Origin of the sequence: Palleronia sediminis (assembly GCF_004358695.1) — a bacterium.
Classification (GTDB): Bacteria; Pseudomonadota; Alphaproteobacteria; order Rhodobacterales; family Rhodobacteraceae; genus Palleronia; species Palleronia sediminis.
Genome location: NZ_SNAA01000024.1, coordinates 1 through 22,237, shown reverse-complemented (window position 1 = coordinate 22,237; position 22,237 = coordinate 1). Strand labels below are relative to the sequence as shown.

Sequence of the window (22,237 nt, the reverse complement as noted above, 5' to 3'; positions counted from 1 at the left end):
GGGGCGGGATTTGGGTATTTTTCAAAGAGAAGACACCCCCGAGGTCAAGGGCTGGTGCCCCGGCGCGCACCGGCCGATGGAATCGGGCGACGGGCTCGTGGTGCGGGTCAAGCCATGGGGCGGCCGGATGGAGGCGCATCAGGTCGCGGGCGTGGCGCGGCTTGCGGCCGAGCTGGGGAACGGGCTGCTCGACCTGACCGCACGGGCCAATCTCCAGATCCGGGGGGTGCGCGATCACCGCGCGGTTCTCGACGGGCTCGGCGCGCTGGGCCTGCTCGACCGCGACGCGGGCGCCGAGGCGCGCCGGACGCTGATGGTGGCGCCCTTCGGCGACGCGCAGGTCGACCGGGTGGCGGATCTGCTGAGCCGGGCGCTGGTCGCGGCCGCGGAGCTGTCGCTGCCCTCGAAATTCGGCTTCGCCGTGGATTGCGGCGCGGTACCGGTGCTGCGCGGCGCGGCTGCCGATATCCGCATCGAGCGCGGCGCCGAGGGGCTGCTGGTGCGCGGCGACGGTTCGGATACCGGCGCGGCCGTGACAGAGGAAGACGCGGCAGAGGCAGCGGTCGCGCTGGCCCGGTGGTTCGCGGCCTCGGGCGGCATCACCGGCGGGCGGGGGCGCATGGCCGCCCATCTTTCGCACGGGGCCGAGCCGCCCGCGCGGTTCGGCGCGGCAGCGGCCTTGCGCGCCGGGTCCGCGCCGCCCGACGATGCGCGGCTCGCGGGCTTTGCCTTTGGCCAGGTGGCGGCGGCGGATTTCGCCCGGCTCGGCGCGCTGCGTCTGACGCCTTGGCGCATGGTGCTGGTCGAGGACCCCGCGCGCCTCTCCGGCATCTCGGCGGCGCTGCGGCCGGGCGATCCGCTCTTGCGGGTCGATGCCTGCACCGGCGCGCCGGGATGCCCGCAGGCGCGCGGCGCCACGCGGGACCTGGCCGCGCGGCTCGCCCCTCGCCTCGCGCCGGGGCGGCATCTGCATGTCTCGGGCTGCACCAAGGGCTGCGCGCATCCCGGTGCCGCCGACACGGTATTGACCGCCTGCGGCGGGGGACGGTTCGACCTTGTGCGCGGCGGGCGGGCTCGCGACATGCCCGAGCGGCGGGGCCTGACCCCGGCCGAGATCGACGGATTGGCCCTCTGATGCCCCATGCTTACGAAAAAGACGGCGCGGCGATCTATGCCGAGAGCTTTGCCACCATCCGCGCCGAGGCCGACCTGGCCCGGTTCGACCCCGACGAGGAACCGGTCGTCGTGCGCATGATCCATGCCGCCGGCATGGTGGGGCTCGAGCGTCACGTCCGCTTTGCGCCCGGCATGGCGCGCGCCGCGCGCGCGGCCCTGGCCGGCGGGGCGCCGATCCTGTGCGATGCGCGCATGGTTTCCGAGGGGATCACGCGCAAGCGCCTGCCCGCCGGGAACGCGGTGCTGTGCACGCTCAACGCACCCGAGGTGCCCGAGATGGCGGCGGCTGCCGGCAACACGCGCTCGGCCGTCGCGCTCGAGCTGTGGCGCCCGCATCTTGCCGGGGCGGTGGTGGCCATCGGCAACGCACCGACGGCGCTGTTCCACCTGCTCGACATGCTCGAGGATCCCGCCTGCCCGCGCCCCGCCGCGATCATCGGCTGCCCCGTGGGGTTCGTGGGCGCGGCCGAATCCAAGGCCGCGCTGGCCGCCGACGCACCCGCGCCCTGGCTGATCGTCGAGGGGCGGCTCGGCGGCTCGGCCATGACCGTCGCCGCCGTCAACGCGCTGGCGAGCCGCGCGGAATGACCGGCCGCGTGATCTGCGCGGGGCTCGGGCCGGGCGACCCGGATCTCATGAGCGTGCGCACCGACCGGCTGGTGCGCGGCGCGCGTCATGTCGCCTATTTCCGCAAGAAGGGCCGCGCGGGACAGGCGCGGACCATCGTCGAGGGTATGCTGGCGCCGGGCGCGGTCGAGCATGCGATGGAATATCCGGTCACGACCGAGATCGCGGTGGAGGATCCCGAGTACAACCGCCTGCTCGCCGCCTTTTACGACGACTGGGCCGACCGGCTCTGTGCGCTGGCGGGCGGCGGGGCCGAGGTGGTGGTGCTGTGCGAGGGCGATCCGTTCTTCTACGGCTCGTTCATGCATCTGCATGAGCGCCTCAAAGGGCGTTGCCCGGTCGAGATCGTGCCGGGCATCACCGGCATGTCGGGCTGCTGGACCGCGACCGGGCGCCCGATCACATGGGGCGACGACGTGCTCACGGTGCTGATGGCCACGATGGACGAGGACGCGCTGGCCCGCGCGCTGGCCCGGACCGACGCGGCGGTGGTGATGAAGATCGGGCGCAACCTGCCCAAGCTGCGCCGCGCGCTCGAGATGGCCGGGCGGCTGGAGGACGCGTGGCTGGTCGAGCGCGGCACGATGCCGGGCCAGACGGTGCAGCGGCTTGCCGATTTCACCGGTCCCGCGCCCTATTTCTCGATCGCCATCCTGCATGGCGAGGGCCGCCGCCCATGAGCGGCTGGCTGGCGGTGGCGGGGCTCGGCCCCGGCAGCGACGCGCTGGTGACGCCCGAGGTGTGCACGGCACTCGGCGATGCCACCGATGTCATCGGCTATGCCCCCTATGTCGCACGGGCGGGCGAGATGACGCGGGCCGTGCTGCACCCGTCGGACAACCGGGTGGAGTTCGACCGCGCCACCGCCGCGCTGCGCCTTGCGGCCGAGGGGCGGCGCGTGGCCGTGGTCTCGGGCGGGGATCCGGGGGTGTTCGCCATGGCCGCGGCGGTGTTCGAGGCGCTCGAGGCCGGGCCGGAGGCGTGGCGCGCGCTCGACATCCGGGTGCTGCCGGGCATCACGGCGATGCTGGCGGCGGCGGCGGCGCTGGGCGCGCCGCTCGGCCATGATTTCTGCGCCATCAACCTCAGCGACAATCTCAAGCCGTGGGAGCGGATCGAGACGCGGCTGCGGCTGGCCGCGCAGGCGGGGTTCGCGATGGCGTTCTACAACCCGCGCTCGGCCTCGCGCCCGTACCAGTTCGCCCGCGCGCTCGAGATCCTGCGGGGTGAGTTGCCGGGCACGGTGCCGGTCTGTTTCGCGCGCAACGTCTCGCGCCCCGACCAGACCCTGACGACGGTGCCGTTGGCCGAGGCGACGGGCGAGATGGCCGACATGCGCACGCTGGTCATCGTCGGCACCGCCGAGACGCGGGCGGTGGGGCGGTTTCTCTACACCCCGAGGCGGGCGACGTGACCAAGCCAGCTCATCGTCTCGCCCACCGTGCCCAGCACGCGGCGCGGCGGAATGGCGGGCCGGTCGATCATCACCACCCCGATCCGCAGATCGTGCGCGGCATCGAGCTTGGCCCGCGCGCCCGTGCCGCCGGCGTTCTTCGCCACGACAAGCTCGATCCCGTGACGCGCCATCAGCGCGCGGTCTGCGGCGCGGTCGAAGGGGCCGCGCGCGATCTCGACCGTCACGCGGTCGAGCGGCAGCGGCGTCTCGGGCGGATCGACGAGCCGCACGAGGAACGCATGGGGCAGGCCCTTGAACCGGGCGAGGTCCTGCCGCCCCGTGGCGAGGAACACGCGGCGCGGCGCGGCCCCGAGGGCGGCGACCGCGCCCGCCATGTCGACGACGCGGCGCCAGTCGTCGCCCGGCACGGGCGTCCATGGCGGGCGCTCGAGCGCGGCCAGCGGCACGCGCTCGGCCGCGCAGGCGGCGACGGCATTCGTGCTCATCCCCGCGGCAAAAGGGTGCGTCGCGTCGACCACCGCCCCGATCCTCTCGGCCCGCAGATAGGCACGCAGCCCCTCGACCCCGCCGAAGCCGCCGATGCGCGTCGGCAGCGGTTGCGGCGCGGGGGCGCGGGTGCGCCCGGCATAGGAAAACACCGCCGGGGCGCCCGTTTGCGCCAGCACGCAGGCCAGCGCGCCCGCCTCGGTCGTGCCGCCCAGGATCAGGATGCGGGTCATGGCTGAGGCGTGGCTTTCCATCATCGGTCTGGGCGAGGATGGCCCCAAGGGGCTGTCTCCCGCAAGCCGCGATGCGCTGGCCGCGGCCGAGACCGTGTTCGGCGGCCCGCGCCACCTTGCCCTGGCCGATGTGGGGCCGCGCGGGCGGGAATGGCCGGTGCCTTTCGACCTCGGGCCGGTGCTGGCCCTGCGGGGGCGGCGCGTCGCGGTGCTCGCCTCGGGCGATCCGTTCTGGCACGGGGCGGGCGGATCGCTGGCCGCGCGGCTCGCACCCGGCGAATGGCGGGCCTTTCCGGCGCCCTCGACCTTTTCGCTGGTGGCCGCGCGGTTGGGCTGGCGGATCGAGAACGTGGCCTGCCTGGGGCTGCACGCTGCGCCCCTCGCCCGCCTGGCACCGCATCTGGGGCCGGGGCGGCGCGCGATCTGCACCCTGCGCGACGGCAAGGCGCCGGCCGCGCTTGCCGCGTGGCTGGTGGCGCAGGGCGACGGCGCCGCGCGGCTTTGGGTCTGCGAGGCGCTGGGCGGCCCGCGCGAACGCCTGCGCGAGACGCGGGCGGCAACGTTCGATTTGACCGGGATCGCCGCGCCCGTGGCCGTCGCCATCGAGGCCACGGGCGGCGGGTTGCCCCACTCCGCAGGCCTGCCCGATGCGATGTTCGCCCATGACGGCACGATCACCAAGCGGCCGGTGCGCGCGCTGACCCTGTCGGCGCTGGCCCCCCGCGCGGGCGAGACGCTGTGGGATCTGGGCGCCGGCAACGGGTCGGTCGCGGTCGAGTGGGCCCTTTCCGCGCCGGGGGCCCGTGCCGTGGCGGTCGAACGTCGGGCCGACCGCGCCGCCACGATCCGCCGCAACGCCGACAGCTTCGGGCTTGCCCACCGGATCGAGGTGATCGAGGCCGAGCTGTCCGCCCCCCTGCCCGCAACCCCGCCCCACGCGGTGTTCCTGGGCGGCGGGGCAAGCGCCGAGCTGCTCGACCGGCTGTGGCGCACGCTGCCCGAGGGCACGCGGCTGGTCGCCAACGCGGTGACGCTCGAGACCGAGGCGTTGCTCATCGAAGCCCATGCCGCGCGCGGCGGTCACCTGCTGAGGGTCGAGCTGGCCGAGGCCGCGCCGCTCGGCCGGTTTCGCGGCTGGGACCGTGCGCGGCCCCTCGTGCAATGGAGCGTGCAGCGATGAGGGTCGCGGGCATCGGGTTTCGGGCGGGCGCGCCGCTGGCCTCGCTGCGCGAGGCGCTCGACGCGGCGGGGGGGTGCGTCGATGCGCTGGCCACGCTCGACACCAAGGCGACGGCGCCGCAGGCCCGCGCGCTGGCCCGAACGCTGGGCCTGCCGCTCTGCGCGATCGGGCGCGACGCCCTTGCGCGCCAGTCCACGCTGACGCATTCCCCCCGGCAGATGGCGGATTTCGGCTGCGGATCGCTGGCCGAGGCGGCGGCGCTGGCCGCGGCGGGTCCGGGCGCGCGGCTATGCGGGGCGCGACAGGTATCGAAGGACGGCATGGCGACGGCGGCCATCGCCGAGGGAGGCACGGCATGACGGTTCATTTTATCGGCGCGGGGCCGGGGGCGGCGGACCTCTTGACGTTGCGCGGGCGCGACCTGATCGCGGCCTGCCCGGTCTGCCTCTATGCCGGGTCGCTCATCCCCGAGGCGGTGCTGGACCACTGCCCGCCGGGCGCGCGCATCGTGAACACCGCGCCCCTGTCGCTCGACGAGATCGAGGCCGAGATCGCCCGCGCCCATGCGGCAGGCCAGGATGTCGCGCGGCTTCATTCGGGCGATCTGTCGGTGTGGTCCGCGATGGGCGAGCAGATCCGCCGCCTGCGGGCGCGCGGCATCCCCTTCGACGTGACGCCGGGTGTGCCGGCCTTTGCCGCCGCCGCCGCCGCGCTCGAGGCCGAGCTGACCCTGCCGGGCGTCGCGCAATCGCTGGTACTGACCCGCACATCGGGGCGAGCGAGCGCCATGCCCGAGGGCGAGACGCTGGACGCTTTCGCCGCGACCGGCGCCACGCTGGCCATCCACCTGTCGGTGCATGTGCTGGACGAGGTCATCGCCGAACTGCTGCCCCGTTACGGCGCCGACTGTCCCGCCGCCATCGTCTGGCGCGCGAGCTGGCCCGATCAGCGCATCCTGCGCGCGACGCTGGGTACGCTGGCCGAGGCGACCGGCGGCGAGCGGGGGCGCACGGCGCTGATCCTCGTGGGCGGCGCGCTCGACCCCGCCGATTTCGACGAGAGCCGCCTTTACGCGGGCGATTACGACCGACGCTTTCGGCCGGTCGGGGCCGATCCGCGCTTTCCCGAGGGCACGCAATGACCCTGCCGCCGGGACTGATGATCGCCGCGCCCGCGTCTGGCACCGGCAAGACCACGGTGACGCTGGGCCTGCTGGCGGCGCTGGCCGGGCGCGGCATCGCGGTCCAGCCCTTCAAGAGCGGGCCGGACTATATCGACCCGGCCTTTCATACCGCCGCCGCCGGGCGGGTGTCGGTCAATCTCGACGCATGGGCAATGAGCGCGGGCCAGATCGCGGCGCTGGTTGCTGGCGCCGATGGCGCGGGGCTCGCCGTGGCCGAGGGCTCGATGGGGCTTTTCGACGGGGTGGCGCAGCGCGGCGAGGCGGGCACGGGCGCCTCGGCCGATATCGCCGCCATGATGGGCTGGCCCGTGGTGCTGGTCATCGACATGTCGGGACAGGCGCAATCGGCGGGGGCGACAGCGCTGGGCTTCGCGCGCTACCGCGAGGACGTCACGCTGGCGGGGGTGGTGCTGAACCGCTGCGCCTCGGCCCGGCACGAGGCGCTGGCCCGCGACGGGCTCGACCGGGCGGGCATCGCCTGTTTCGGCACGCTGCCCAAGAACGCCAACGTGACCCTGCCCGAACGGCACCTGGGCCTCGTGCAGGCGGGCGAGCATGCCGAGCTTGCCGCGCGCATCGACGGGATGCGCCAACTGATCGAGGAACAGCTCGATCTCGATGCCATCCTCGCCGCCGCCCGGCCGACCCGCGACCTGCCCGCCGCGCGGATGCCGGTCACGCCGCCGGGCCAGCGGATCGCGCTGGCCCGCGACGCGGCCTTCAGCTTTGCCTATCCGCATCTGTTGCAGGCCTGGCGCGACGCGGGCGCCGAGATCGCGCCGTTTTCCCCGCTGGCCGACGAGGCGCCAGATCCGGCCGCCGATTGCGCCTGGCTGCCCGGCGGCTATCCCGAGTTGCACGCCGGCGCGCTTGCCGCCGCGAGGGCGTTTCGCGCGGGCCTCGCCCGCTTTGCCGAGACGCGCCCCGTTCACGGCGAATGCGGCGGCTACATGGCGATGGGCGCGGGGCTGGTCGACAAGGACGGCACCCGGCACGAGATGGCGGGGCTGCTCGGGCTCGTGACCTCCTACGAGACGCGGCGGATGCATCTGGGCTATCGCACGGCCACGCTGCGCGCACCCATGCCGGGCGCCGGGTCGGGCGCACGGCTGCGCGGGCACGAGTTCCATTATTCCACCATCCTCGACCAGCCCGACGCGCCGCTGGCCGATGTGATCGACGCCACCGGCCGCGCGGTGCCCGAGACGGGATCGCGGCGGGGGCGGGCGACGGGCACCTTCTTTCACCTGATCGCGGCGGCGACATGACCGGCGCGGCAGAGCCCGGCCGCGTCACCTTCGTGTCCTCCGGCCCCGGCGATCCCGAGCTGTTGACCCTGCGCGCGGTCGCAAGACTGCGGACCGCCGACGCGGTGCTTTTCGACGATCTCTCGGCCGGGCCGATCCTGTCCCACGCCCCGGCCGAGGCCGATCTGGTCGCCGTGGGCAAGCGGGCCGGACGCCCCTCGCCCAACCAGGACCATGTGAGCCGTCTTCTGGTCGATTACGCGCGGGGCGGCGGCCATGTCGTGCGGCTGAAATCGGGTGATGCGGGCATCTTCGGCCGGCTCGAGGAAGAGCTGGCCGCGCTCGAAGCCGCCGCAATCCCCTATGAAATCGTGCCGGGCGTCACCGCCGCCTCGGCCGCCGCCGCCGCCGCCGGGCTGCCGCTGACGCGGCGTCTGACCGCGCGGCGGCTGCAATTCGTCACGGGCCACGACGTGACTGGCGCCCTGCCCGAGGGGCTGAACATGGCCGCGCTGACCGATGCGCAGGCGACGACGGTCGTCTATATGGGGCGCCGGACCTTCGCCGCGCTGGCCGAGCGACTGATCGCGGGCGGCCTGCCGCCCGACACGCCTGCCCTGCTGGCCGAAGGCATCTCGACCGGGGCGCAGCGCATCGCCGAGAGCACCGTGGCGCGGCTGGGTACCGAACTGGCCGCGGCCCCCTCGTCGGCACCGACGCTGATCCTTTACGGCGCGCTCGCCCGCGCGGGGCTGATCGCGCGATGATCGAGCTTTGGCTCGTGGGCATCGGGACCGGCAACCCGCGCCACCTGACCGCCGAGGCGCGCGACGCGCTGGCCGGCGCCGATGCCATCCTCATCCCCGAAAAGGGCGCGGGCAAGGACGACCTCGCCGCGCTGCGCCACGCGATCTGCGACGCGGCCGCCGCGGGCGTTCCGCGCCACGGCTTTGCCCTGCCCCGCCGCGATCCGGCCATCGCCGATTACGCCGCGCGGGTCGAGGCGTGGCACGACCGCATCGCCGAGGTCTGGATCGAGACGCTCGACGCCGCGCTGCCACGGGGCGGGCGGGCCGCGTTCCTCGTCTGGGGCGACCCGTCGCTTTACGATTCGACCCTGCGGATCGCCGACCGGGTGGCGCGCGAGCGGCCCCTGTCCCTGCGCGTCGTGCCCGGCATCACCGCCATCCAGGCCCTGACCGCGGGCCATGCGATCCCCCTCAACCGGCTGGGCGGCCCGGTCACGATCACCACCGGGCGCCGCCTGCGCGCCGAAGGCTGGCCCGAGGGCGCCGATACCGTGGTCGTCATGCTCGACGAGGGCGGGGCCTTTGCCACGCTCCCGCCCGAGGGGATCTCGATCTGGTGGAGCGCCTATGCCGGGATGACGCAGGAGATCCGCATCGCCGGGCCGCTCGCCGCCGTGTGCGATCAGATCGTCGCCCGCCGCGCCGAGGCCCGCGCCGCCCATGGCTGGATCATGGACATCTACCTGATGCGCCGCGACTGATGCGGCACGGCGCCGCAGCGCGGCACCGGATCCCGCTTCGCGCGTTCGGCCTTTCAGGTTTACGCCACGAAAGGAAAGCCAATGGATTTCGCATGGCTCATACCGTTGCTGGCCCTGCTGACACTTCTTGTCGTGCTCGTCATGGCACTGGTCAGCAAGGGCCGGACCGAAAAGCGGAAACAGGAGACCATCGAGGGCAAGCGCCAGCGATCGACCCTGGCCGAGAACGCGCCGAATACCCGGTCTGAATAAGGGAACGGATGGTGGAGCTGAGGGGAATCGAACCCCTGACCTCGTCATTGCGAACGACGCGCTCTCCCAACTGAGCTACAGCCCCATCCGTGCCGCGCTAGATGATGGAAGGCTCCGACCTTGTCAAGGAGCGAACATCACTCGCGGACGGGGCTTTCGACATGCTGAAAAAGATCTTCTGGCGCCTGCGGCTCGAGGCCCGGAGGCTCTGGGTGCGGGCCGCCATAATCTCGGCGCTGGCGCTCATCGCCGCGGCGCTGGCGCCCCTGTCGAATCTGCTGCCTTTCCCTGTGGTCGACGCCATAGACCCCGACGCGCTGTCGCGGCTGCTGGATATCCTCACCGGGTCGATGCTGGCGGTCACGACCTTCTCGCTTTCGGTGATGGTCACGGCGCATCTGAGCGCCGACAAGAACGTGACCCCGCGCTCGCACCGGCTCCTGACCGAGGACAGCCGCACGCATACGGTCCTTGCCACCTTCATCGGGGCCTTCATCTATGCGCTGGCGCTGACGGTCATGCTGAACGCGGGCGTGCTCAAGGAAACCGAGCTCGCCGCCGTCTATTTCATGACGGCGGGCGTCATCGCCTTCGTCGCCATCGCGCTCTTGCGCTGGGTGGCGCACCTGGCCGGGCTGGGCTCGTTCGAGGCGACGACGCGGCGCGTCGAGGAACGCGTCACCCGCACCCTGTCGGACCGTGCGCCCTTTCTCGGCGGCGCCCCGCTGGACGGCAACGGAACCATCCCGGCGGACGCGGCCGAGGTCCATGCGGCGCAATACGGGTTCCTCCAGAACATCGACACCGCCGCCCTGTCGGAATGGGCCACCGAGACCGGCGGGCTGGTCTGGGTGGCGAGCCTGCCCGGCTCCTGGATCGACCGCGGAGAGGTGATCCTGCGCGCCCGCGCCGAGACCTTTACCGAAGAGGATGAAACCCGCCTGCGCGGGGCCGTCGCCATCGGCGACGTGCGGGTCTGGGACCAGGACCCGGCATTCCCGATGATCGTCGCCGCCGAGATCGCCGAACGCGCCCTCTCGCCCGGCATCAACGACCCGCGCACCGCCATCGACGTGATCGGGCGGCTGGGGCGGCTCATCGGCGGGCTGGAGCGCGAAACCGCGCCCGACGAGATCGCCGCGCCGGGTGTCTTCGTGCCCGCGATGGCGACCGCGCGGCTGGTGCGCGAAACGCTCGACCCCATCGCGCGCGACGGCGCGGGCTTCGTCGAGGTGCAGATGGCGGTGCAGCGCGCGCTCGGCCATCTCGCGCTGCATCGCGACCCCGCGATCGCCGAGGCCGCACGCGAAACGTCGCGACGGGCGCTGGCCTATGCCGCCGACGGGCTGCTGCTGCGCGACGACATCGACCGCGTCACCGCCGCGGCCATCGCACGAGGCCCCGCCGCGACCGCCGGCGAGGACGCCGAACAGCCGGGGCAGGAGGGGATCGAGCCGGGCGGCACCGCGCGCGCCTGACCGCCCCGCCCGGCCCTCATGGGCGGCCGGGCTTCACCGCGCGAACTTGCGATAGGCGGCCTCGTCCATGAACTCGTCCATGGCCGACATGTCTTCGACCTGCATGCGGAATAGCCAGCCCGCGCCGAGCGGATCGTCGTTCACCAACCCCGGATTGTCTTCGAGCGCGGGGTTCACCTCGATGATCTCGCCGTCGAACGGGGCGAGGATGGCGGTCTCGGCCCGGTCGCCCTCGACCATCACCACCTCGTCCTCGCGCACCACCGCCAGCCCCTCGTCCGGCAGCTCCACGAAGACGAGATCGCCCAGCCGCTCGGCACCGTATTCGGTCAGGCCGACCGTGACGATATCCTCTTCGTCCGGCTCGGGGCGGATCCATTCGTGTTCTTCGGTAAATCGCATCGGGTACTCCTGCGCTGATGCGGGGATGGACGGCTTTTTGCACAGATTGGGCCCGAACGGCGCGCGGTCAATCCCGATACGCATGGCCGAAGGCTGCAATCCGCAACCTCAAGAGGGGCTTGCCATCGCCGCGGCCCCGCGCGATCTGAAGGGACATGAGCGATCCCCATTTCTTCGGCTACGGCTCGCTGGTCAACCGGCGCACCCATGGCTACGGCCCGACCCATCCCGCGACCCTGTCCGGCTGGCGCCGCGAATGGCGCGCGACGCTGCTGCGCCCGGCGGCCTTCCTGACGGCGCGGCCCGTGCCCGGCGGGGCTGTCGACGGGCTGATCGCGCCGGTGCCGGGGGGCGACTGGGCCGCGCTCGACCTGCGCGAGACCGGCTATGACCGCGTACCCGCCACCGGCGTCGCGCATGGGCTCGACCACGCGCCGCCCATCGCGGTCTATTCGATCCCGCCGGCCGATGACGGCCCGGCGGGGGCGCGGCCGATCCTGCTCTCCTATCTCGACGTGGTGGTGCAGGGGTTTCTCCAGGTCTTCGGCGAGGCCGGGGCCGACCGCTTTTTCGCCTCGACGGACAACTGGGCGCTGCCGGTGGCCGACGACCGCAAGGCCCCGCTCTATCCCCGCGCGCAAAGCCTCGCCCCGGCCGAGCGGCGTTTCGTCGACAGCCGTCTCGACGATCTCGGCTGCGCGCGCGTCGATGTGGCCCGCACCGGGCTCGGTCACGACGCGGCGCCCTGACCTTCTCTGTTTCCGGAAATACTCGATGGCGTGCCCGCGCCGTCAGAGCGGCTTTTGCAGCAGGGGCATGACCTGCGCCATATCGGGGCCGCGGTCGCGCCCCGTGACCGCGACGCGCAGCGGCATGAACAGCGCGCGGCCCTTGCGGCCGGTCCTGTCCTTCACCGCGCCGGTCCACTCGGCCCAGCTCTCGGGGCCGTAGGGATGCGCGGGCAAAAGCGTGCAGGCCTCGGCCACGAAATCGCGATCCGCCTCGGGCACCGCATCCGGGGCGGGCCCGTCGCGAAACAGCGCCCACCACTCGGCCAGTTCGGACATGGTGCCGATATTCTCGCGCACCACCGACCAGAAATCGCGCGCGATGGCATCGGGCACGCCGAGGGCGCGGATCTCGTCCTCGACCGCCTCGAAGGGCTTGGCCGCAATGACGCGCGCGCTGAGCGGCTTGAGGTCCTCGGCATCGAACTTGGTCGGCGCGGCGCCGAACCGCGTCACGTCGAACCCCTCGATCAGCTCGTCGAGCCCGCCGCGCAGCTCGACCGGATCGGACGAACCCAGCCGCGCCATGAGGCTCAGCACGGCCATCGGCTCGGTCCCGGCGGCGCGGAAATCGCGCAGCGACAGCGACCCCAGCCGCTTGGACAGCCCCTCGCCCTGCGGGCCGGTCAAGAGCGAATGATGCGCGAAACGCGGATGATCGTGCCCGAGCGCGGCCATGATCTGGATCTGCGTCGCGGTGTTGGTGACATGGTCGCTGCCGCGCACGATATCGGTCACGCCCATGTCGGTGTCGTCGACCACCGAGGCCAGCGTATAGAGAACCTGTCCGTCGCCGCGGATCAGCACCGGGTCGCTGACGCTGGCCGCGTCGATCGAGACGGCGCCCAGGATGCCGTCCTCCCATTCGATCCGCTCGTGATCGAGCCGGAACCGCCAGACGCCGTCGCCGCGCTCGGCACGCAGCCGCTCGCGCTCGGCCTCGGACAGGTCCATGGCGGCGCGGTCATAGACCGGCGGGCGGCCCATGTTGAGCTGCTTCTTGCGCTTGAGGTCGAGCTCGGTCGGGGTCTCGAATGCCTCGTAGAACCGCCCCGCCTCGCGCAGCTTGCGCGCCGCGTCGCGGTAGAGGTCGAGTCGTTCGGACTGACGCTCGACCCGGTCCCAGGTCAGGCCCAGCCAGTCGAGATCGCGCATGATGCCGTCGACATATTCCTGCCTCGAGCGCACCGGATCGGTATCGTCGAGGCGCAGGATGAACTGCCCCCCGGCCCGGCGCGCGATCAGCCAGTTGAACAGCGCCGTCCGCAGGTTGCCGATATGGAGGTATCCCGTGGGCGACGGGGCAAAGCGGGTGGTGGTCATGCGGCTCTCCTTCGAAGGCGGTCCATTCCACAGGGGGGCAGGCTTGTCCAGAAACCCCGCGCCGCGCCGGCCGCGGGGCGCCGCTAGGTGGCACGGCAGCCGGCGGGTCTTGCCACCGCCCGCCGCCTGTCGGCATATCGGCGCATGACCAGCGAATTCGCCGACAATGTCGCGCCATCGGCCGACGATATCCTCGAGATCGCCCACGCCACGGTGCGCGAGCTGCCCGACCGGTTCCGCCGCGCGGCCGGGCGCGTGACGATCATCGTCGACGAGTTCGCGCCCGAGGATATCCTCGACGATCTCGAGATCGACGACCCCTACGAGCTGACCGGGCTATATGACGGCATCCCCATGACCGAGAAAAGCGTCATGGACCAGCCGACCGGCCCCGACCGCATCTGGCTGTTCCGCCGGCCGATCCTCGACGAATGGGCCAGCCGCGGCGAGATCTCCCTGGGCGATCTGGTGGCGCATATCTACATCCACGAGCTTGCCCATCATTTCGGATGGTCCGACGAGGATATCGCCCGCATCGACCGCTGGTGGGAATGACGCGCACCCCCTGAAACGACAAACGCCGCCCGCGAGGGACGGCGCATCGCCTTGGGTCCGCTGTCAGACCGGCAGGATCACTTGATCTTGCCTTCCTTGTATTCGACATGCTTGCGCGCGACGGGGTCGTATTTGCGCATCGACATCTTCTCGGTCATCGTGCGGGCGTTTTTCTTGGTCACGTAGAAGTGGCCGGTATCCGCCGTCGAGTTGAGACGGATCTTGATCGTGGTTGGCTTCGCCATGCTCTCTCTCCTCGACAGGACGGACGCGCCGCCCGTGCGGAACAGGGCCACCGGTCGGGCGGCCCGCAATTCGGGTGAGGTGGCCTTGTACGCGCGGCGCCGCCCCTGTCAACCGCAAAGCGCGCGCGGCCCCGCCGCGGGCGGGCCGGAACACCCTGCGCCCCGCGTCTCGGCAGGACGCAAGGCAAAGTGCGCGGATGGCCTGTAAGCCGGATTCTGTTCCCGCCCCGAAGGGCGGGCGGCGACCATTCCTCTGGCCCCGCGGTTGCCCACGGGATCGAGCTGCCGACCCGGATCCCGCGGCGGAAGCGCGCCGTGAGAGGCTTGCGCCCCTCGTGGGATCCCTATTTGGCATTGCTCCCGGTGGGGCTTGCCATGCGGCGGCCGTTGCCGGCCCCCCGGTGGGCTCTTACCCCACCGTTTCACCCTGACCCCGGCCCGAAGACCGGGGCGGTCTGTTTTCTGTGGCGCTTTCCGTCGGGTTGCCCCGCCCGGGCGTTACCCGGCACCGTCGCTTCCTGGAGTCCGGACTTTCCTCGCGCCCCTTGCGGGACACGCGGCCGCCCGGCCATCCGCGCGGGTCGCGGTGTCGGCCATGGGGCGCGTTCAGTCAACGGGGAATCGCGACGCCAGCGCGCGGGCCACCCCCATGTCGACCGCGTCGAGCGGCCCGCGCGCCCAGGGGCGATGCCGCAGGCGCAGCGCGCCGAGGATCACCTCGGGCCCGACCGGCGCGGTATAGCCCGCGCGCGCGGCAAGCGCGGCCAGCCGCGCGGCATCGGGCGCCTCGCCCGTCTCGGGCGTCACCGCGGCGGCGAGACCCCGCCGCGCCAGCCGTGCCCAGTCGAACCGCGCGCCCGGATCGACCTTGCGCCCCGGCGCGCAATCGGAATGGCCGATCACCCGCTCGGGCGGGATGCGGTGGCGCGCCACGATCCCCGCCAGGAGCCGCTCGAGCGCCGCCATCTGCGGCGCCGGGAAAGGCGAAAGCCCGTCATTGCAAAGCTCGATCCCGACCGAGCGCGAGTTCACATCCTCGACGCTGCCCCAGCGCGCGGCACCCGCATGCCAGGCGCGCCGGTCCTCGGGCACCAGCGCCTCGACCGAGCCCTGCGGCGAGATCAGCCAATGCGCCGAGACCTCGGCGGCCGGATCGCGCAGCCGCGCCCGCGCCGCGGCGGTGTCGCCCATCGCGGTAAAGTGGATCACGACGAGATCGGGCAGAACCCCGCCTCGCCGCGGCCCGTGATTGGGCGAGCCGCTCAGCCCCGCGCGGCGCGGAAGGGCGCGGGGTTCCAGCCGCAAGCGAACCCGTCGCCATCGGGATCGACGCCGAGGCGATCCCGCTCGGGGCCGCCCTGGCTCAGGAACTCGAGCTGCGCGAGATCGGGCGAGGCGAAGGCCGCACAGGCCCGCCGATAGGCGCTTTCGCGGCCCAGGCCGCCGCGCCGGTATAGCGGCTGGCCCACCGCGTTCGTGGTGGCCAGCGCATATTGCACGATGTTCGGACCCGCGCTGCCGTCGCGCCGGGGCAGCGCCTGTGGCGGCACCACCTGGTAGGCGGCGGCCTGACGTGCGCGCCGCTCGGCATCCGATTCGATGGTCTCGCGGGCGGTGACGGCGGCAAAGCTCTGCTCGTCCGAGATGCTGGGGCTGCGGCCGGGGGCCACGGGCACCACCGGCGCGGGGGCCGCGACGACGCCCGTGCCCAGCGGAGCCGAGGGCCCGAGGGGCGCGGCGGACGGGGCTACGGCCGGGGCCGGGGCGACACCGCCCACGGGGCTGACCGTGTCGAGCGGCGCGCCCGTCACGGGATCGGTGCGCGGCAACCCCGCCGCGCCCGGCGTCTGCTGGGCGACCGGCAAGCCCGCGGCGCGCAGCTCTTCCGCGGAAATGGCCGGCTGCGGCGCGCTGGTCAGGGCCTGCTCGCGGCCGAGGCGCTGCGCCTCGTATTGCTCGTAGCTGAGGCCGACCCCCTGCCCGATCGGCGTCATCCCGCCGCGCAGGTCCGGGTTGCTTTCGGGCACGGCGCTGCCGCATGCGGAGAGCGCCGCGAGAACAAGCCCCATGCCCGCGAACTTCATCGGTGTCTTCATCGGGCGCGTCGCCTTTCGATCATGCCGTGGCGGGGTTCTACCACCAGCGCGCAGGCTTTTCCACAAATCCCGCGGCACGTTCCAGTGAGGCGGCGACATTCAGCAGATCGCCCTCCTCGAAGGGGCGCCCGATGAGCTGAAGACCCAGCGGCAGGCCGCGCCCGTCCAACCCCGCCGGCACCGAGATCCCCGGCAGCCCGGCGAGGTTCACGGTCACGGTGAACACGTCGTTGAGATACATCTGCACCGGGTCGGCCTCGGCCATCTCGCCCAGCCCGAAGGCCGCCGAGGGCGTCGTCGGCGTCAGGATCGCATCGACGCCGGCGGCGAAAACCTGGTCGAAATCGCGCTTGATCAGCGCCCGGACCTTGCGCGCGCGGTTGTAATAGGCGTCGTAGAACCCCGCCGACAGGACATAGGTGCCGATCATGATGCGGCGCTTGACCTCGTCTCCGAAGCCCTCGGCGCGGGTCTTTTCGTACATCTCGGTCACGCCGTCGCCGGGGACGAGATCGGCCCGGTGCCCGAAACGCACCCCGTCATACCGCGCGAGGTTCGACGACGCCTCGGCGGGGGCGAGGACGTAATAGGTCGGCAGCGCGTATTTCGTATGCGGCAGGCTCACATCGACGATCTTCGCCCCGGCATCGGCCAGCATCTCGCGGCCGCGCGTCCAGAGCGCGTCGATCTCGCCCGGCATGCCCTCCATGCGGTATTCGCGCGGAATGCCGATGGTGCGGCCGCGGATATCGCCGGTCAGGGCCGCCTCGAAATCGGGCACGGGCAGATCGGCCGAGGTCGAATCGAGCGGATCGTGCCCGGCCATCGCGCCCAGCATGATCGCGCAGTCGCGCACCGATTTGCCCATCGGCCCGGCCTGGTCCAGCGACGAGGCAAAGGCCACGATGCCCCAGCGCGAGCAGCGCCCGTAGGTCGGCTTGATCCCGGTGATCCCGGCAAAGGCCGCCGGCTGGCGGATCGAGCCGCCGGTATCGGTGCCCGTGGCCCCGAGGCAGAGATCGGCCGCCACCGCAGCGGCCGAGCCGCCCGAGGATCCGCCGGGCGTCAACCGCCGCTCGTCGACCTTCCACGGGTTCACGGCCTCGCCATAGACGCTGGTCTCGTTGGACGAGCCCATGGCGAACTCGTCCATGTTGAGCTTGCCCAGCATGACCGCGCCCGCATCCCACAGACGCGCGGTCACGGTCGATTCGTATTCGGGCCGGAACCCTTCGAGGATGCGGCTCGCCGCCTGCGACGCCACCCCGCGGGTGCAGAACAGATCCTTGATCCCCAGCGGGATGCCGCAAAGCGGCGGCGCATCGCCGTCCGCCAGCCGCGCATCGGCGGCCTCGGCCTGCGCGGTCGCGGTCTCGGGGGTCATGTGCACGAAGGCGTTGAGCGCCGAGGCCCCTTCGGCCGCGGTCAGGCAGGCCGCGGTCAGCTCGGCGCTGGTGATCTCGCGGCGGCGCAGCGCGTCGCGCGCCCCGGCGATCGTCATGGCATTCAGATCGGTCATCGGCTCGTCTCCCGAAGCTCGGGCGCGCCCGGCCCTTCTCTGTTTCCGAAAATACTCATGGCCGGACGACGGCCCCTATTCGACCACCTTGGGCACGGCGAAGAACCCCTCGCGCGCATCGGGCGCGTTCGACAGGATGCGCGCCTGCTGCCCGCCATCCGTCACCTTGTCCTCGCGCCGCTTGAGCCGCTGGGGCGTGACGCTCACCATGGGCTCGACGCCCTCGACATCGACCTCGGCCAGTTGCTCGATGAAGCCGAGGATGGTGTTGAACTCGGACGCCAGCGCCTCGAGATCGTCGGGCTCCACGCGGATGCGCGCCAGTTTCGCCACGCGCGCGGCGGTCGTGGTGTCGATGCTCATGAGGCGTCTCCCGCTCTTCGTCCCGGCGCTCGGGCTTTATCCCCGCGCCTGCCCGGCTTCAAGCCGGTGGCGCGCGAGAACCACGATCATCCAGCCCAGCATCGCCGCGTTGAGCAGGTGCCACGCGAAATGCGTGCCCCACGGCCAGACCGGGCAGAGTGCGGCGTCGGCCGAGCGGAAGACGAGGCTGAGGCACAACACCCCCGCGCCGATGGCGAGCCCTCGCGCGACCCCCGGCAGCCGCGCACGCAACGCCACCGCATAGGCCGCGATCAGAACCGGGATCGGCCAGTAGAACGACGACACCGCAAAGCCCGGAAGCGTCGCGAAAACGCGCCCCATCGCCAGCGCATAGGGCACGACCGCCGCGGCGCCCAGCACCGCCCCCCAGAGGGGCCAGCCCAGGAACCGTCGGTTCGCCGCGAATACATAGACGAGGATGAAGGCCAGTATGGGCAGGGTATCGGCCAGCGCGGCCCAGACCGTCGCGTAGGTGTGAAACAGCCCCGACCCGATCCCGATCAGCAGCAGGATCGCGGCCAGCAGCCGCTCGACCCCGCGGACGCGCGGCCAGAGGCAGAGCGCCGCGGCCACGAAGGCGAGATTGGTGAGCGCGTTCACCGGCTCGGCCCAGAGCCCCGGCCCCAGCCGTTCGCAATAGCCGTCGATCCTCGCGGTGAGTTCCATGGCGCGCGCCGTCCCGATTTTCCGGGGCTGCGCCCCGGAAGGGGTATTTCAGAAAGAGAAGAAAACGGGAAGCGGAGCCGGCGCGCTCAGCCCGGACGGGCCGCGTCGCCCGGCGCCACGCGCCCCGTTTCGATCACGCTGGCATAATATCCGCCATGGCCGCGCACCGCGCTGTAGCCGCCCGGCCCGAAGGTCTCCTCCATCCGCGAACAGGGCGGGCACGGGCCCTCGATCTCGAGCAGCGCGGTTCCGATCCGCAACCGGGCCTTGCGCAGCGCGGCAAGGTTGATCCCCGCGACGACGATATTGCGGCGCAGATCCTCGGGCGCGATGGCGGCGCGTCCGAGCAAAGCGGCGATCACGGGCAGGTGTTCGGCCTGCACCAGCGTCACGGCCCGCTTGCCCGGCGGCGCGTGATCGCCCTCGATCCCGCCGGGGCCGATATCGCAGGCGTCGAGCGGCTCGACCGGGGCGCGGCGCGCGGGCCTGCGGCCGATCCACAGGACGCGCCCCATCTGCGCGTGGCGCGCCATCATCGCGTGCAGATCGCTCATCCCGTCGTCTCCCTGCCCATGCGGCGGGTCGGCCGCCCGAGCCGCGCCCACTGCGCGGCCCTTCCAACCGCGGCGCCCAACCGGTAGAAGGCCCCGATCCCCTATGACGAGGCCCGAACCGATGGCATCCTACAAGTTCGTCTACCACATGGACGGCGTCTCCAAGACCATTCCCGGCGGCAAAAAGCTGTTCGAGGACATCAAGCTCAATTTCCTGCCCGGCGTGAAGATCGGCGTGGTCGGCGCCAACGGCGCGGGCAAGTCGACCCTGCTCAAGATCATGGCGGGGATCGACAAGGATTTCACCGGCGAGGCCTGGGCCGCCGAGGGCGCGCGCGTGGGCTATCTGCCGCAGGAGCCCGAGCTCGACCCCGCGCTCGACGTCCGCGGCAACGTCATGCAGGGCGTCGCGGCCAAGCAGGCCAAGCTCGACCGCTACAACGAACTGGCGATGAACTATTCCGACGAAACCGCCGACGAGATGGCGCGCCTGCAGGACGAGATCGAGGCCGAGAGCCTTTGGGATCTCGACAGCCGGGTCGATATCGCCATGGAGGCCCTGCGCTGCCCGCCCGACGACGCGCAGGTGGACAAGCTTTCGGGCGGCGAAAAGCGCCGCGTGGCGCTGTGCCGCCTGCTGCTGGAACAGCCCGACATGCTGCTTCTGGACGAACCGACCAACCATCTCGACGCCGAGACGATCTCGTGGCTGCAACAGCACCTGATCGACTATGCCGGCACCATCCTGATCGTCACCCATGACCGCTATTTCCTCGACGACATCACGGGCTGGATCCTCGAGCTCGACCGCGGCCGCGGCATCCCCTACGAGGGCAACTATTCCTCGTGGGTCGAGCAGAAGGCCAAGCGGCTCGAGCAGGAGGCGCGCGAGGACAAGGCCAAGCAGCGCACGCTGTCGCGCGAACTCGAATGGATGCGGCAGGGCGCCAAGGCCCGGCAGGCCAAGTCCAAGGCGCGGATCCAGGCCTATGAAAAGATGGCCGGCCAATCCGTGCGCGAACGGATCGGCAAGGCGCAGATCGTCATTCCCAACGGCGAACGGCTCGGCTCCAAGGTGATCGAGGTCGAGAACCTGCGCATCGTCAAGGGCAACAACCTGCTGGTCGAGAACCTGTCGTTCTCGCTGCCGCCGGGCGGCATCGTCGGCGTGATCGGACCCAACGGTGCGGGCAAGACCTCGCTCTTTCGGGTGCTGACGGGGCAGGACGAGCCCGATTCGGGCACCATCGAATACGGCAACACGGTCGAGATGTCCTATGTCGACCAGTCGCGCGACACGCTGTCGGCGGATGCGACCGTGTGGGAGGAGATCTCGGGCGGGGGCGAGGTGATCGACCTCGGCGACGCGCAGATGAACAGCCGCGCCTATTGCGGGGCCTTCAACTTCAAGGGCACCGCGCAGCAGCAGAAAGTCGGCAACCTCTCGGGCGGGGAGCGCAACCGCGTCCACCTGGCCAAGCTGCTGAAATCGGGCGGCAACGTGCTGCTGCTCGACGAGCCGACGAACGATCTCGACGTCGAGACGCTTCGCGCGCTCGAGGATGCGATCGAGGATTTCGCGGGTTGCGCCGTGGTCATCAGCCACGACCGCTTTTTCCTCGACCGGCTCTGCACCCATATCCTCGCCTTCGAGGGCGATGCCCATGTCGAATGGTTCGAGGGCAATTTCGAGGATTACGAGGAGGACAAGAAACGCCGCCTCGGAGAGGACGCCGTCCGCCCGACACGGGTCAAGCATCGGAAATTTGCGAGGTGACAATCACCGATCGCCATGATGGAATTAGCTTGCATGACACGTTCGCCATATGAAGGATTGCATCTGATCAACGGAGAGGGGAAATTGGATGCCAATCATAGTAGTCAGTGTCGCATGGATGCCTGAATACCGCCACCACACGGAGCCGGCCTATTCGAATGACGCTTGGCATCAAAACAACGAGGCCGGCGGCGAGTCTCTTAACTTCCTGAACCAAGATGGAAGATTCTACGGATATGTTCGGGTGGACGGGAATCTGGCTTTCAAGGGGCATCCAGAACAGTTTGATGTAGACGGAGATGGAATAGGCCGCGCGGATATCGTGTTTGTCGGCCCAAACCCCCAATCAGGCACTTTGTTTGTTGTTGGTTTTTATCGGAATGCGAAAGTTCTTACCGTGAGCGGTCAAGATCCTTCAGGGCGCGATGGAATTCATTTCATTACTGAAGATGCAGTGCTTATTCCGGAGAATGAAAGAGTATTCTTCATACCATCGGCCCAACGACGCGACGACGGTTATCCGTACGGCGTTGGTCAAAGTCGTGTTTGGTATGCCCTTACCTTAGATGACAACACCATTGAATTGCGGAACGACCTTATTGAATACATGGCGAATCCGATGGATGGGGATCCATCGATCAACGAACTGAATTCCAATGACGAAGAGGTCAAACGTCTTTCTGCTCACAGGCGGTTTGAACGCAGAGGAAACTATGGCGCCATCAAAGCTGGCAAGGGTAATCAGTGCGAATGCTGTGGCTGGGAAGCGAAAAAAGGAACGGTCTGGACTGCGGCTCTAGAATTGCACCATAAAAAACCGTTAGCGCAACTACAGCCTAATAAGCCTCGTCGACTAGTCTCGGAAGATTTTGCCCTTTTATGTGCCCGGTGTCATCGTGCCATACATTCTTTCGGATTCCCTGAAGACATTGCACGGTTCAAGGCCGAGCACCTACATTGAGCACGCATTTCTTTAATTCATGCCTTGCGCACGCTGCACTGAAATTAAACTGAACAGCTAGGGTCAGGATGCATTGATTGTTGCTGTTCGGCGTGATTCACGGCCCGAAAAACGGAGCGGTGACATGGACGACCTCTACTGGCTGAGCGACGAGCAGATGGCCAAGCTTTCCCCTTTC

At 70.7% G+C, this 22,237-nt stretch carries 26 protein-coding genes, 1 tRNA gene and 1 other RNA gene; 16 read left to right on the top strand and 12 right to left on the bottom strand.

The features are described 5' to 3' along the window. The first annotated feature begins 10 nt into the window (after window positions 1–10). From E2L08_RS15745 to cobJ, 4 genes are read left to right on the top strand one after another with little or no spacing between them, the layout of a single operon-like run. The gene (locus tag E2L08_RS15745) at window positions 11–1,135 is read left to right on the top strand and encodes a ferredoxin-like domain-containing protein (protein WP_240758271.1); all 1,125 of its coding nucleotides are present in this window, start codon (window positions 11–13) and stop codon (window positions 1,133–1,135) included. Continuing rightward, on the top strand, window positions 1,135–1,764 hold the full coding sequence (locus E2L08_RS15740) for a precorrin-8X methylmutase (RefSeq protein ID WP_133398053.1): 630 nt from the start codon (window positions 1,135–1,137) through the stop codon (window positions 1,762–1,764). The genes E2L08_RS15745 and E2L08_RS15740 overlap by 1 nt, the downstream gene beginning before the upstream one ends. Beyond that, window positions 1,761–2,483, top strand: coding sequence for a precorrin-2 C(20)-methyltransferase (locus E2L08_RS15735; protein ID WP_133398052.1), 723 nt, complete (start codon window positions 1,761–1,763; stop codon window positions 2,481–2,483). Before E2L08_RS15740 ends, E2L08_RS15735 begins: the two co-directional genes overlap by 4 nt. Continuing rightward, window positions 2,480–3,217, top strand: a complete 738-nt coding sequence (cobJ, locus tag E2L08_RS15730; RefSeq protein WP_133398051.1) for a precorrin-3B C(17)-methyltransferase — start codon at window positions 2,480–2,482, stop codon at window positions 3,215–3,217. The genes E2L08_RS15735 and cobJ overlap by 4 nt, the downstream gene beginning before the upstream one ends. Here the strand turns inward: cobJ and E2L08_RS15725 are convergent. Then, a complete protein-coding gene (locus tag E2L08_RS15725) occupies window positions 3,193–3,939 on the bottom strand; it encodes a cobalt-precorrin-6A reductase (protein ID WP_133398050.1) in 747 nt (248 codons plus the stop codon). The two genes, cobJ and E2L08_RS15725, sit on opposite strands and share 25 nt — an antisense overlap. Between E2L08_RS15725 and cbiE the strand changes: the two genes are divergently transcribed. The 7 genes from cbiE to E2L08_RS17065 all read left to right on the top strand — a co-directional run bounded on the left by cbiE (window position 3,938) and on the right by E2L08_RS17065 (window position 9,311). After that, window positions 3,938–5,119, top strand: coding sequence for a precorrin-6y C5,15-methyltransferase (decarboxylating) subunit CbiE (gene cbiE / locus E2L08_RS15720; protein ID WP_133398049.1), 1,182 nt, complete (start codon window positions 3,938–3,940; stop codon window positions 5,117–5,119). The two genes, E2L08_RS15725 and cbiE, sit on opposite strands and share 2 nt — an antisense overlap. Further along, window positions 5,116–5,478, top strand: coding sequence for a cobalamin biosynthesis protein (locus tag E2L08_RS15715; protein ID WP_133398048.1), 363 nt, complete (start codon window positions 5,116–5,118; stop codon window positions 5,476–5,478). The genes cbiE and E2L08_RS15715 overlap by 4 nt, the downstream gene beginning before the upstream one ends. After that, a complete protein-coding gene (gene cobM / locus E2L08_RS15710; protein ID WP_133398047.1) occupies window positions 5,475–6,260 on the top strand; it encodes a precorrin-4 C(11)-methyltransferase in 786 nt (261 codons plus the stop codon). Before E2L08_RS15715 ends, cobM begins: the two co-directional genes overlap by 4 nt. Continuing rightward, window positions 6,257–7,570 (top strand): cobyrinic acid a,c-diamide synthase CobB, encoded by a 1,314-nt coding sequence (locus tag E2L08_RS15705; RefSeq protein ID WP_133398046.1) that lies wholly within the window; start codon window positions 6,257–6,259, stop codon window positions 7,568–7,570. Before cobM ends, E2L08_RS15705 begins: the two co-directional genes overlap by 4 nt. Further along, the gene (gene cobA / locus E2L08_RS15700) at window positions 7,567–8,316 is read left to right on the top strand and encodes a uroporphyrinogen-III C-methyltransferase (RefSeq protein WP_133398045.1); all 750 of its coding nucleotides are present in this window, start codon (window positions 7,567–7,569) and stop codon (window positions 8,314–8,316) included. The genes E2L08_RS15705 and cobA overlap by 4 nt, the downstream gene beginning before the upstream one ends. After that, window positions 8,313–9,059, top strand: coding sequence for a precorrin-6A synthase (deacetylating) (gene cobF / locus E2L08_RS15695; RefSeq protein ID WP_133398044.1), 747 nt, complete (start codon window positions 8,313–8,315; stop codon window positions 9,057–9,059). Before cobA ends, cobF begins: the two co-directional genes overlap by 4 nt. 81 nt (window positions 9,060–9,140) lie before the next feature. Then, a complete protein-coding gene (locus tag E2L08_RS17065) occupies window positions 9,141–9,311 on the top strand; it encodes a hypothetical protein (protein ID WP_168771179.1) in 171 nt (56 codons plus the stop codon). A gap of 9 nt (window positions 9,312–9,320) precedes the next feature. Here E2L08_RS17065 and E2L08_RS15690 read toward each other — a convergent pair. Next, window positions 9,321–9,396: transfer RNA gene (locus E2L08_RS15690), tRNA-Ala, on the bottom strand. Between the two features lie 76 nt (window positions 9,397–9,472). Here E2L08_RS15690 and E2L08_RS15685 point away from each other — a divergent pair. Further along, window positions 9,473–10,789, top strand: coding sequence for a DUF2254 domain-containing protein (locus E2L08_RS15685; RefSeq protein WP_168771178.1), 1,317 nt, complete (start codon window positions 9,473–9,475; stop codon window positions 10,787–10,789). Between the two features lie 33 nt (window positions 10,790–10,822). Here the strand turns inward: E2L08_RS15685 and gcvH are convergent, their stop codons facing one another. Beyond that, complete coding sequence (gcvH, locus tag E2L08_RS15680; RefSeq protein ID WP_133398042.1) at window positions 10,823–11,191, bottom strand: glycine cleavage system protein GcvH; 369 nt, start codon at window positions 11,189–11,191, stop codon at window positions 10,823–10,825. A gap of 155 nt (window positions 11,192–11,346) precedes the next feature. Between gcvH and E2L08_RS15675 the strand changes: the two genes are divergently transcribed. Further along, on the top strand, window positions 11,347–11,940 hold the full coding sequence (locus E2L08_RS15675) for a gamma-glutamylcyclotransferase family protein (RefSeq protein WP_133398041.1): 594 nt from the start codon (window positions 11,347–11,349) through the stop codon (window positions 11,938–11,940). Window positions 11,941–11,982: 42 nt separating this feature from the next. Here E2L08_RS15675 and gltX read toward each other — a convergent pair whose 3' ends face one another. Continuing rightward, a complete protein-coding gene (gene gltX, locus E2L08_RS15670; protein ID WP_133398040.1) occupies window positions 11,983–13,302 on the bottom strand; it encodes a glutamate--tRNA ligase in 1,320 nt (439 codons plus the stop codon). A gap of 144 nt (window positions 13,303–13,446) precedes the next feature. Between gltX and E2L08_RS15665 the strand changes: the two genes are divergently transcribed. Then, complete coding sequence (locus E2L08_RS15665) at window positions 13,447–13,857, top strand: metallopeptidase family protein (RefSeq protein ID WP_133398039.1); 411 nt, start codon at window positions 13,447–13,449, stop codon at window positions 13,855–13,857. Between the two features lie 77 nt (window positions 13,858–13,934). On the opposite strand, the gene rpmG is transcribed toward E2L08_RS15665, so the two are convergent. The 8 genes from rpmG to E2L08_RS15625 all read right to left on the bottom strand — a co-directional run bounded on the left by rpmG (window position 13,935) and on the right by E2L08_RS15625 (window position 19,321). After that, window positions 13,935–14,102, bottom strand: coding sequence for a 50S ribosomal protein L33 (gene rpmG, locus E2L08_RS15660; protein ID WP_133398038.1), 168 nt, complete (start codon window positions 14,100–14,102; stop codon window positions 13,935–13,937). Between the two features lie 189 nt (window positions 14,103–14,291). Further along, an RNA gene (rnpB, locus tag E2L08_RS15655) (RNase P RNA component class A) lies at window positions 14,292–14,678 on the bottom strand. A 30-nt stretch (window positions 14,679–14,708) separates the two neighbouring features. Further along, entirely contained in the window at window positions 14,709–15,368 is a 660-nt protein-coding gene (locus E2L08_RS15650) for an N-acetylmuramoyl-L-alanine amidase (protein WP_133398061.1), read from the bottom strand. Then, window positions 15,365–16,198 (bottom strand): hypothetical protein, encoded by an 834-nt coding sequence (locus E2L08_RS15645; protein WP_133398037.1) that lies wholly within the window; start codon window positions 16,196–16,198, stop codon window positions 15,365–15,367. The genes E2L08_RS15650 and E2L08_RS15645 overlap by 4 nt, the downstream gene beginning before the upstream one ends. A gap of 37 nt (window positions 16,199–16,235) precedes the next feature. Beyond that, entirely contained in the window at window positions 16,236–17,717 is a 1,482-nt protein-coding gene (gene gatA / locus E2L08_RS15640; protein WP_133398036.1) for an Asp-tRNA(Asn)/Glu-tRNA(Gln) amidotransferase subunit GatA, read from the bottom strand. Window positions 17,718–17,792: 75 nt separating this feature from the next. After that, a complete protein-coding gene (gatC, locus tag E2L08_RS15635) occupies window positions 17,793–18,080 on the bottom strand; it encodes an Asp-tRNA(Asn)/Glu-tRNA(Gln) amidotransferase subunit GatC (protein WP_133398035.1) in 288 nt (95 codons plus the stop codon). A 36-nt stretch (window positions 18,081–18,116) separates the two neighbouring features. Then, window positions 18,117–18,767 (bottom strand): ceramidase domain-containing protein, encoded by a 651-nt coding sequence (locus E2L08_RS15630; RefSeq protein WP_133398034.1) that lies wholly within the window; start codon window positions 18,765–18,767, stop codon window positions 18,117–18,119. Window positions 18,768–18,853: 86 nt separating this feature from the next. Beyond that, window positions 18,854–19,321 (bottom strand): MOSC domain-containing protein, encoded by a 468-nt coding sequence (locus tag E2L08_RS15625; RefSeq protein WP_133398033.1) that lies wholly within the window; start codon window positions 19,319–19,321, stop codon window positions 18,854–18,856. Window positions 19,322–19,442: 121 nt separating this feature from the next. Between E2L08_RS15625 and ettA the strand changes: the two genes are divergently transcribed. Together ettA and E2L08_RS15615 are read left to right on the top strand one after the other, a co-directional pair. Then, entirely contained in the window at window positions 19,443–21,098 is a 1,656-nt protein-coding gene (ettA, locus tag E2L08_RS15620) for an energy-dependent translational throttle protein EttA (RefSeq protein WP_133398032.1), read from the top strand. Between the two features lie 88 nt (window positions 21,099–21,186). Continuing rightward, complete coding sequence (locus E2L08_RS15615; protein WP_133398031.1) at window positions 21,187–22,059, top strand: HNH endonuclease signature motif containing protein; 873 nt, start codon at window positions 21,187–21,189, stop codon at window positions 22,057–22,059. Window positions 22,060–22,237: the final 178 nt, after the last annotated feature.

Excerpts from the sequence above, each read along its gene's own strand:
- E2L08_RS15740 (WP_133398053.1), top strand. The coding sequence starts at position 1,135 with ATGCCCCATGCTTACGAAAAAGACGGCGCGGCGATCTATGCCGAGAGC.
- E2L08_RS15735 (WP_133398052.1), top strand. The coding sequence starts at position 1,761 with ATGACCGGCCGCGTGATCTGCGCGGGGCTCGGGCCGGGCGACCCGGAT.
- cobJ (WP_133398051.1), top strand. The coding sequence starts at position 2,480 with ATGAGCGGCTGGCTGGCGGTGGCGGGGCTCGGCCCCGGCAGCGACGCG.
- cbiE (WP_133398049.1), top strand. The coding sequence starts at position 3,938 with ATGGCTGAGGCGTGGCTTTCCATCATCGGTCTGGGCGAGGATGGCCCC.
- E2L08_RS15725 (WP_133398050.1), bottom strand. The coding sequence starts at position 3,939 with ATGACCCGCATCCTGATCCTGGGCGGCACGACCGAGGCGGGCGCGCTG.
- E2L08_RS15715 (WP_133398048.1), top strand. The coding sequence starts at position 5,116 with ATGAGGGTCGCGGGCATCGGGTTTCGGGCGGGCGCGCCGCTGGCCTCG.
- cobM (WP_133398047.1), top strand. The coding sequence starts at position 5,475 with ATGACGGTTCATTTTATCGGCGCGGGGCCGGGGGCGGCGGACCTCTTG.
- E2L08_RS15705 (WP_133398046.1), top strand. The coding sequence starts at position 6,257 with ATGACCCTGCCGCCGGGACTGATGATCGCCGCGCCCGCGTCTGGCACC.
- cobA (WP_133398045.1), top strand. The coding sequence starts at position 7,567 with ATGACCGGCGCGGCAGAGCCCGGCCGCGTCACCTTCGTGTCCTCCGGC.
- cobF (WP_133398044.1), top strand. The coding sequence starts at position 8,313 with ATGATCGAGCTTTGGCTCGTGGGCATCGGGACCGGCAACCCGCGCCAC.
- E2L08_RS17065 (WP_168771179.1), top strand. The coding sequence starts at position 9,141 with ATGGATTTCGCATGGCTCATACCGTTGCTGGCCCTGCTGACACTTCTT.
- E2L08_RS15685 (WP_168771178.1), top strand. The coding sequence starts at position 9,473 with ATGCTGAAAAAGATCTTCTGGCGCCTGCGGCTCGAGGCCCGGAGGCTC.
- gcvH (WP_133398042.1), bottom strand. The coding sequence starts at position 11,191 with ATGCGATTTACCGAAGAACACGAATGGATCCGCCCCGAGCCGGACGAA.
- E2L08_RS15675 (WP_133398041.1), top strand. The coding sequence starts at position 11,347 with ATGAGCGATCCCCATTTCTTCGGCTACGGCTCGCTGGTCAACCGGCGC.
- gltX (WP_133398040.1), bottom strand. The coding sequence starts at position 13,302 with ATGACCACCACCCGCTTTGCCCCGTCGCCCACGGGATACCTCCATATC.
- E2L08_RS15665 (WP_133398039.1), top strand. The coding sequence starts at position 13,447 with ATGACCAGCGAATTCGCCGACAATGTCGCGCCATCGGCCGACGATATC.
- rpmG (WP_133398038.1), bottom strand. The coding sequence starts at position 14,102 with ATGGCGAAGCCAACCACGATCAAGATCCGTCTCAACTCGACGGCGGAT.
- E2L08_RS15645 (WP_133398037.1), bottom strand. The coding sequence starts at position 16,198 with ATGAAGACACCGATGAAGTTCGCGGGCATGGGGCTTGTTCTCGCGGCG.
- gatA (WP_133398036.1), bottom strand. The coding sequence starts at position 17,717 with ATGACCGATCTGAATGCCATGACGATCGCCGGGGCGCGCGACGCGCTG.
- gatC (WP_133398035.1), bottom strand. The coding sequence starts at position 18,080 with ATGAGCATCGACACCACGACCGCCGCGCGCGTGGCGAAACTGGCGCGC.
- E2L08_RS15630 (WP_133398034.1), bottom strand. The coding sequence starts at position 18,767 with ATGGAACTCACCGCGAGGATCGACGGCTATTGCGAACGGCTGGGGCCG.
- E2L08_RS15625 (WP_133398033.1), bottom strand. The coding sequence starts at position 19,321 with ATGAGCGATCTGCACGCGATGATGGCGCGCCACGCGCAGATGGGGCGC.
- ettA (WP_133398032.1), top strand. The coding sequence starts at position 19,443 with ATGGCATCCTACAAGTTCGTCTACCACATGGACGGCGTCTCCAAGACC.
- E2L08_RS15615 (WP_133398031.1), top strand. The coding sequence starts at position 21,187 with ATGCCAATCATAGTAGTCAGTGTCGCATGGATGCCTGAATACCGCCAC.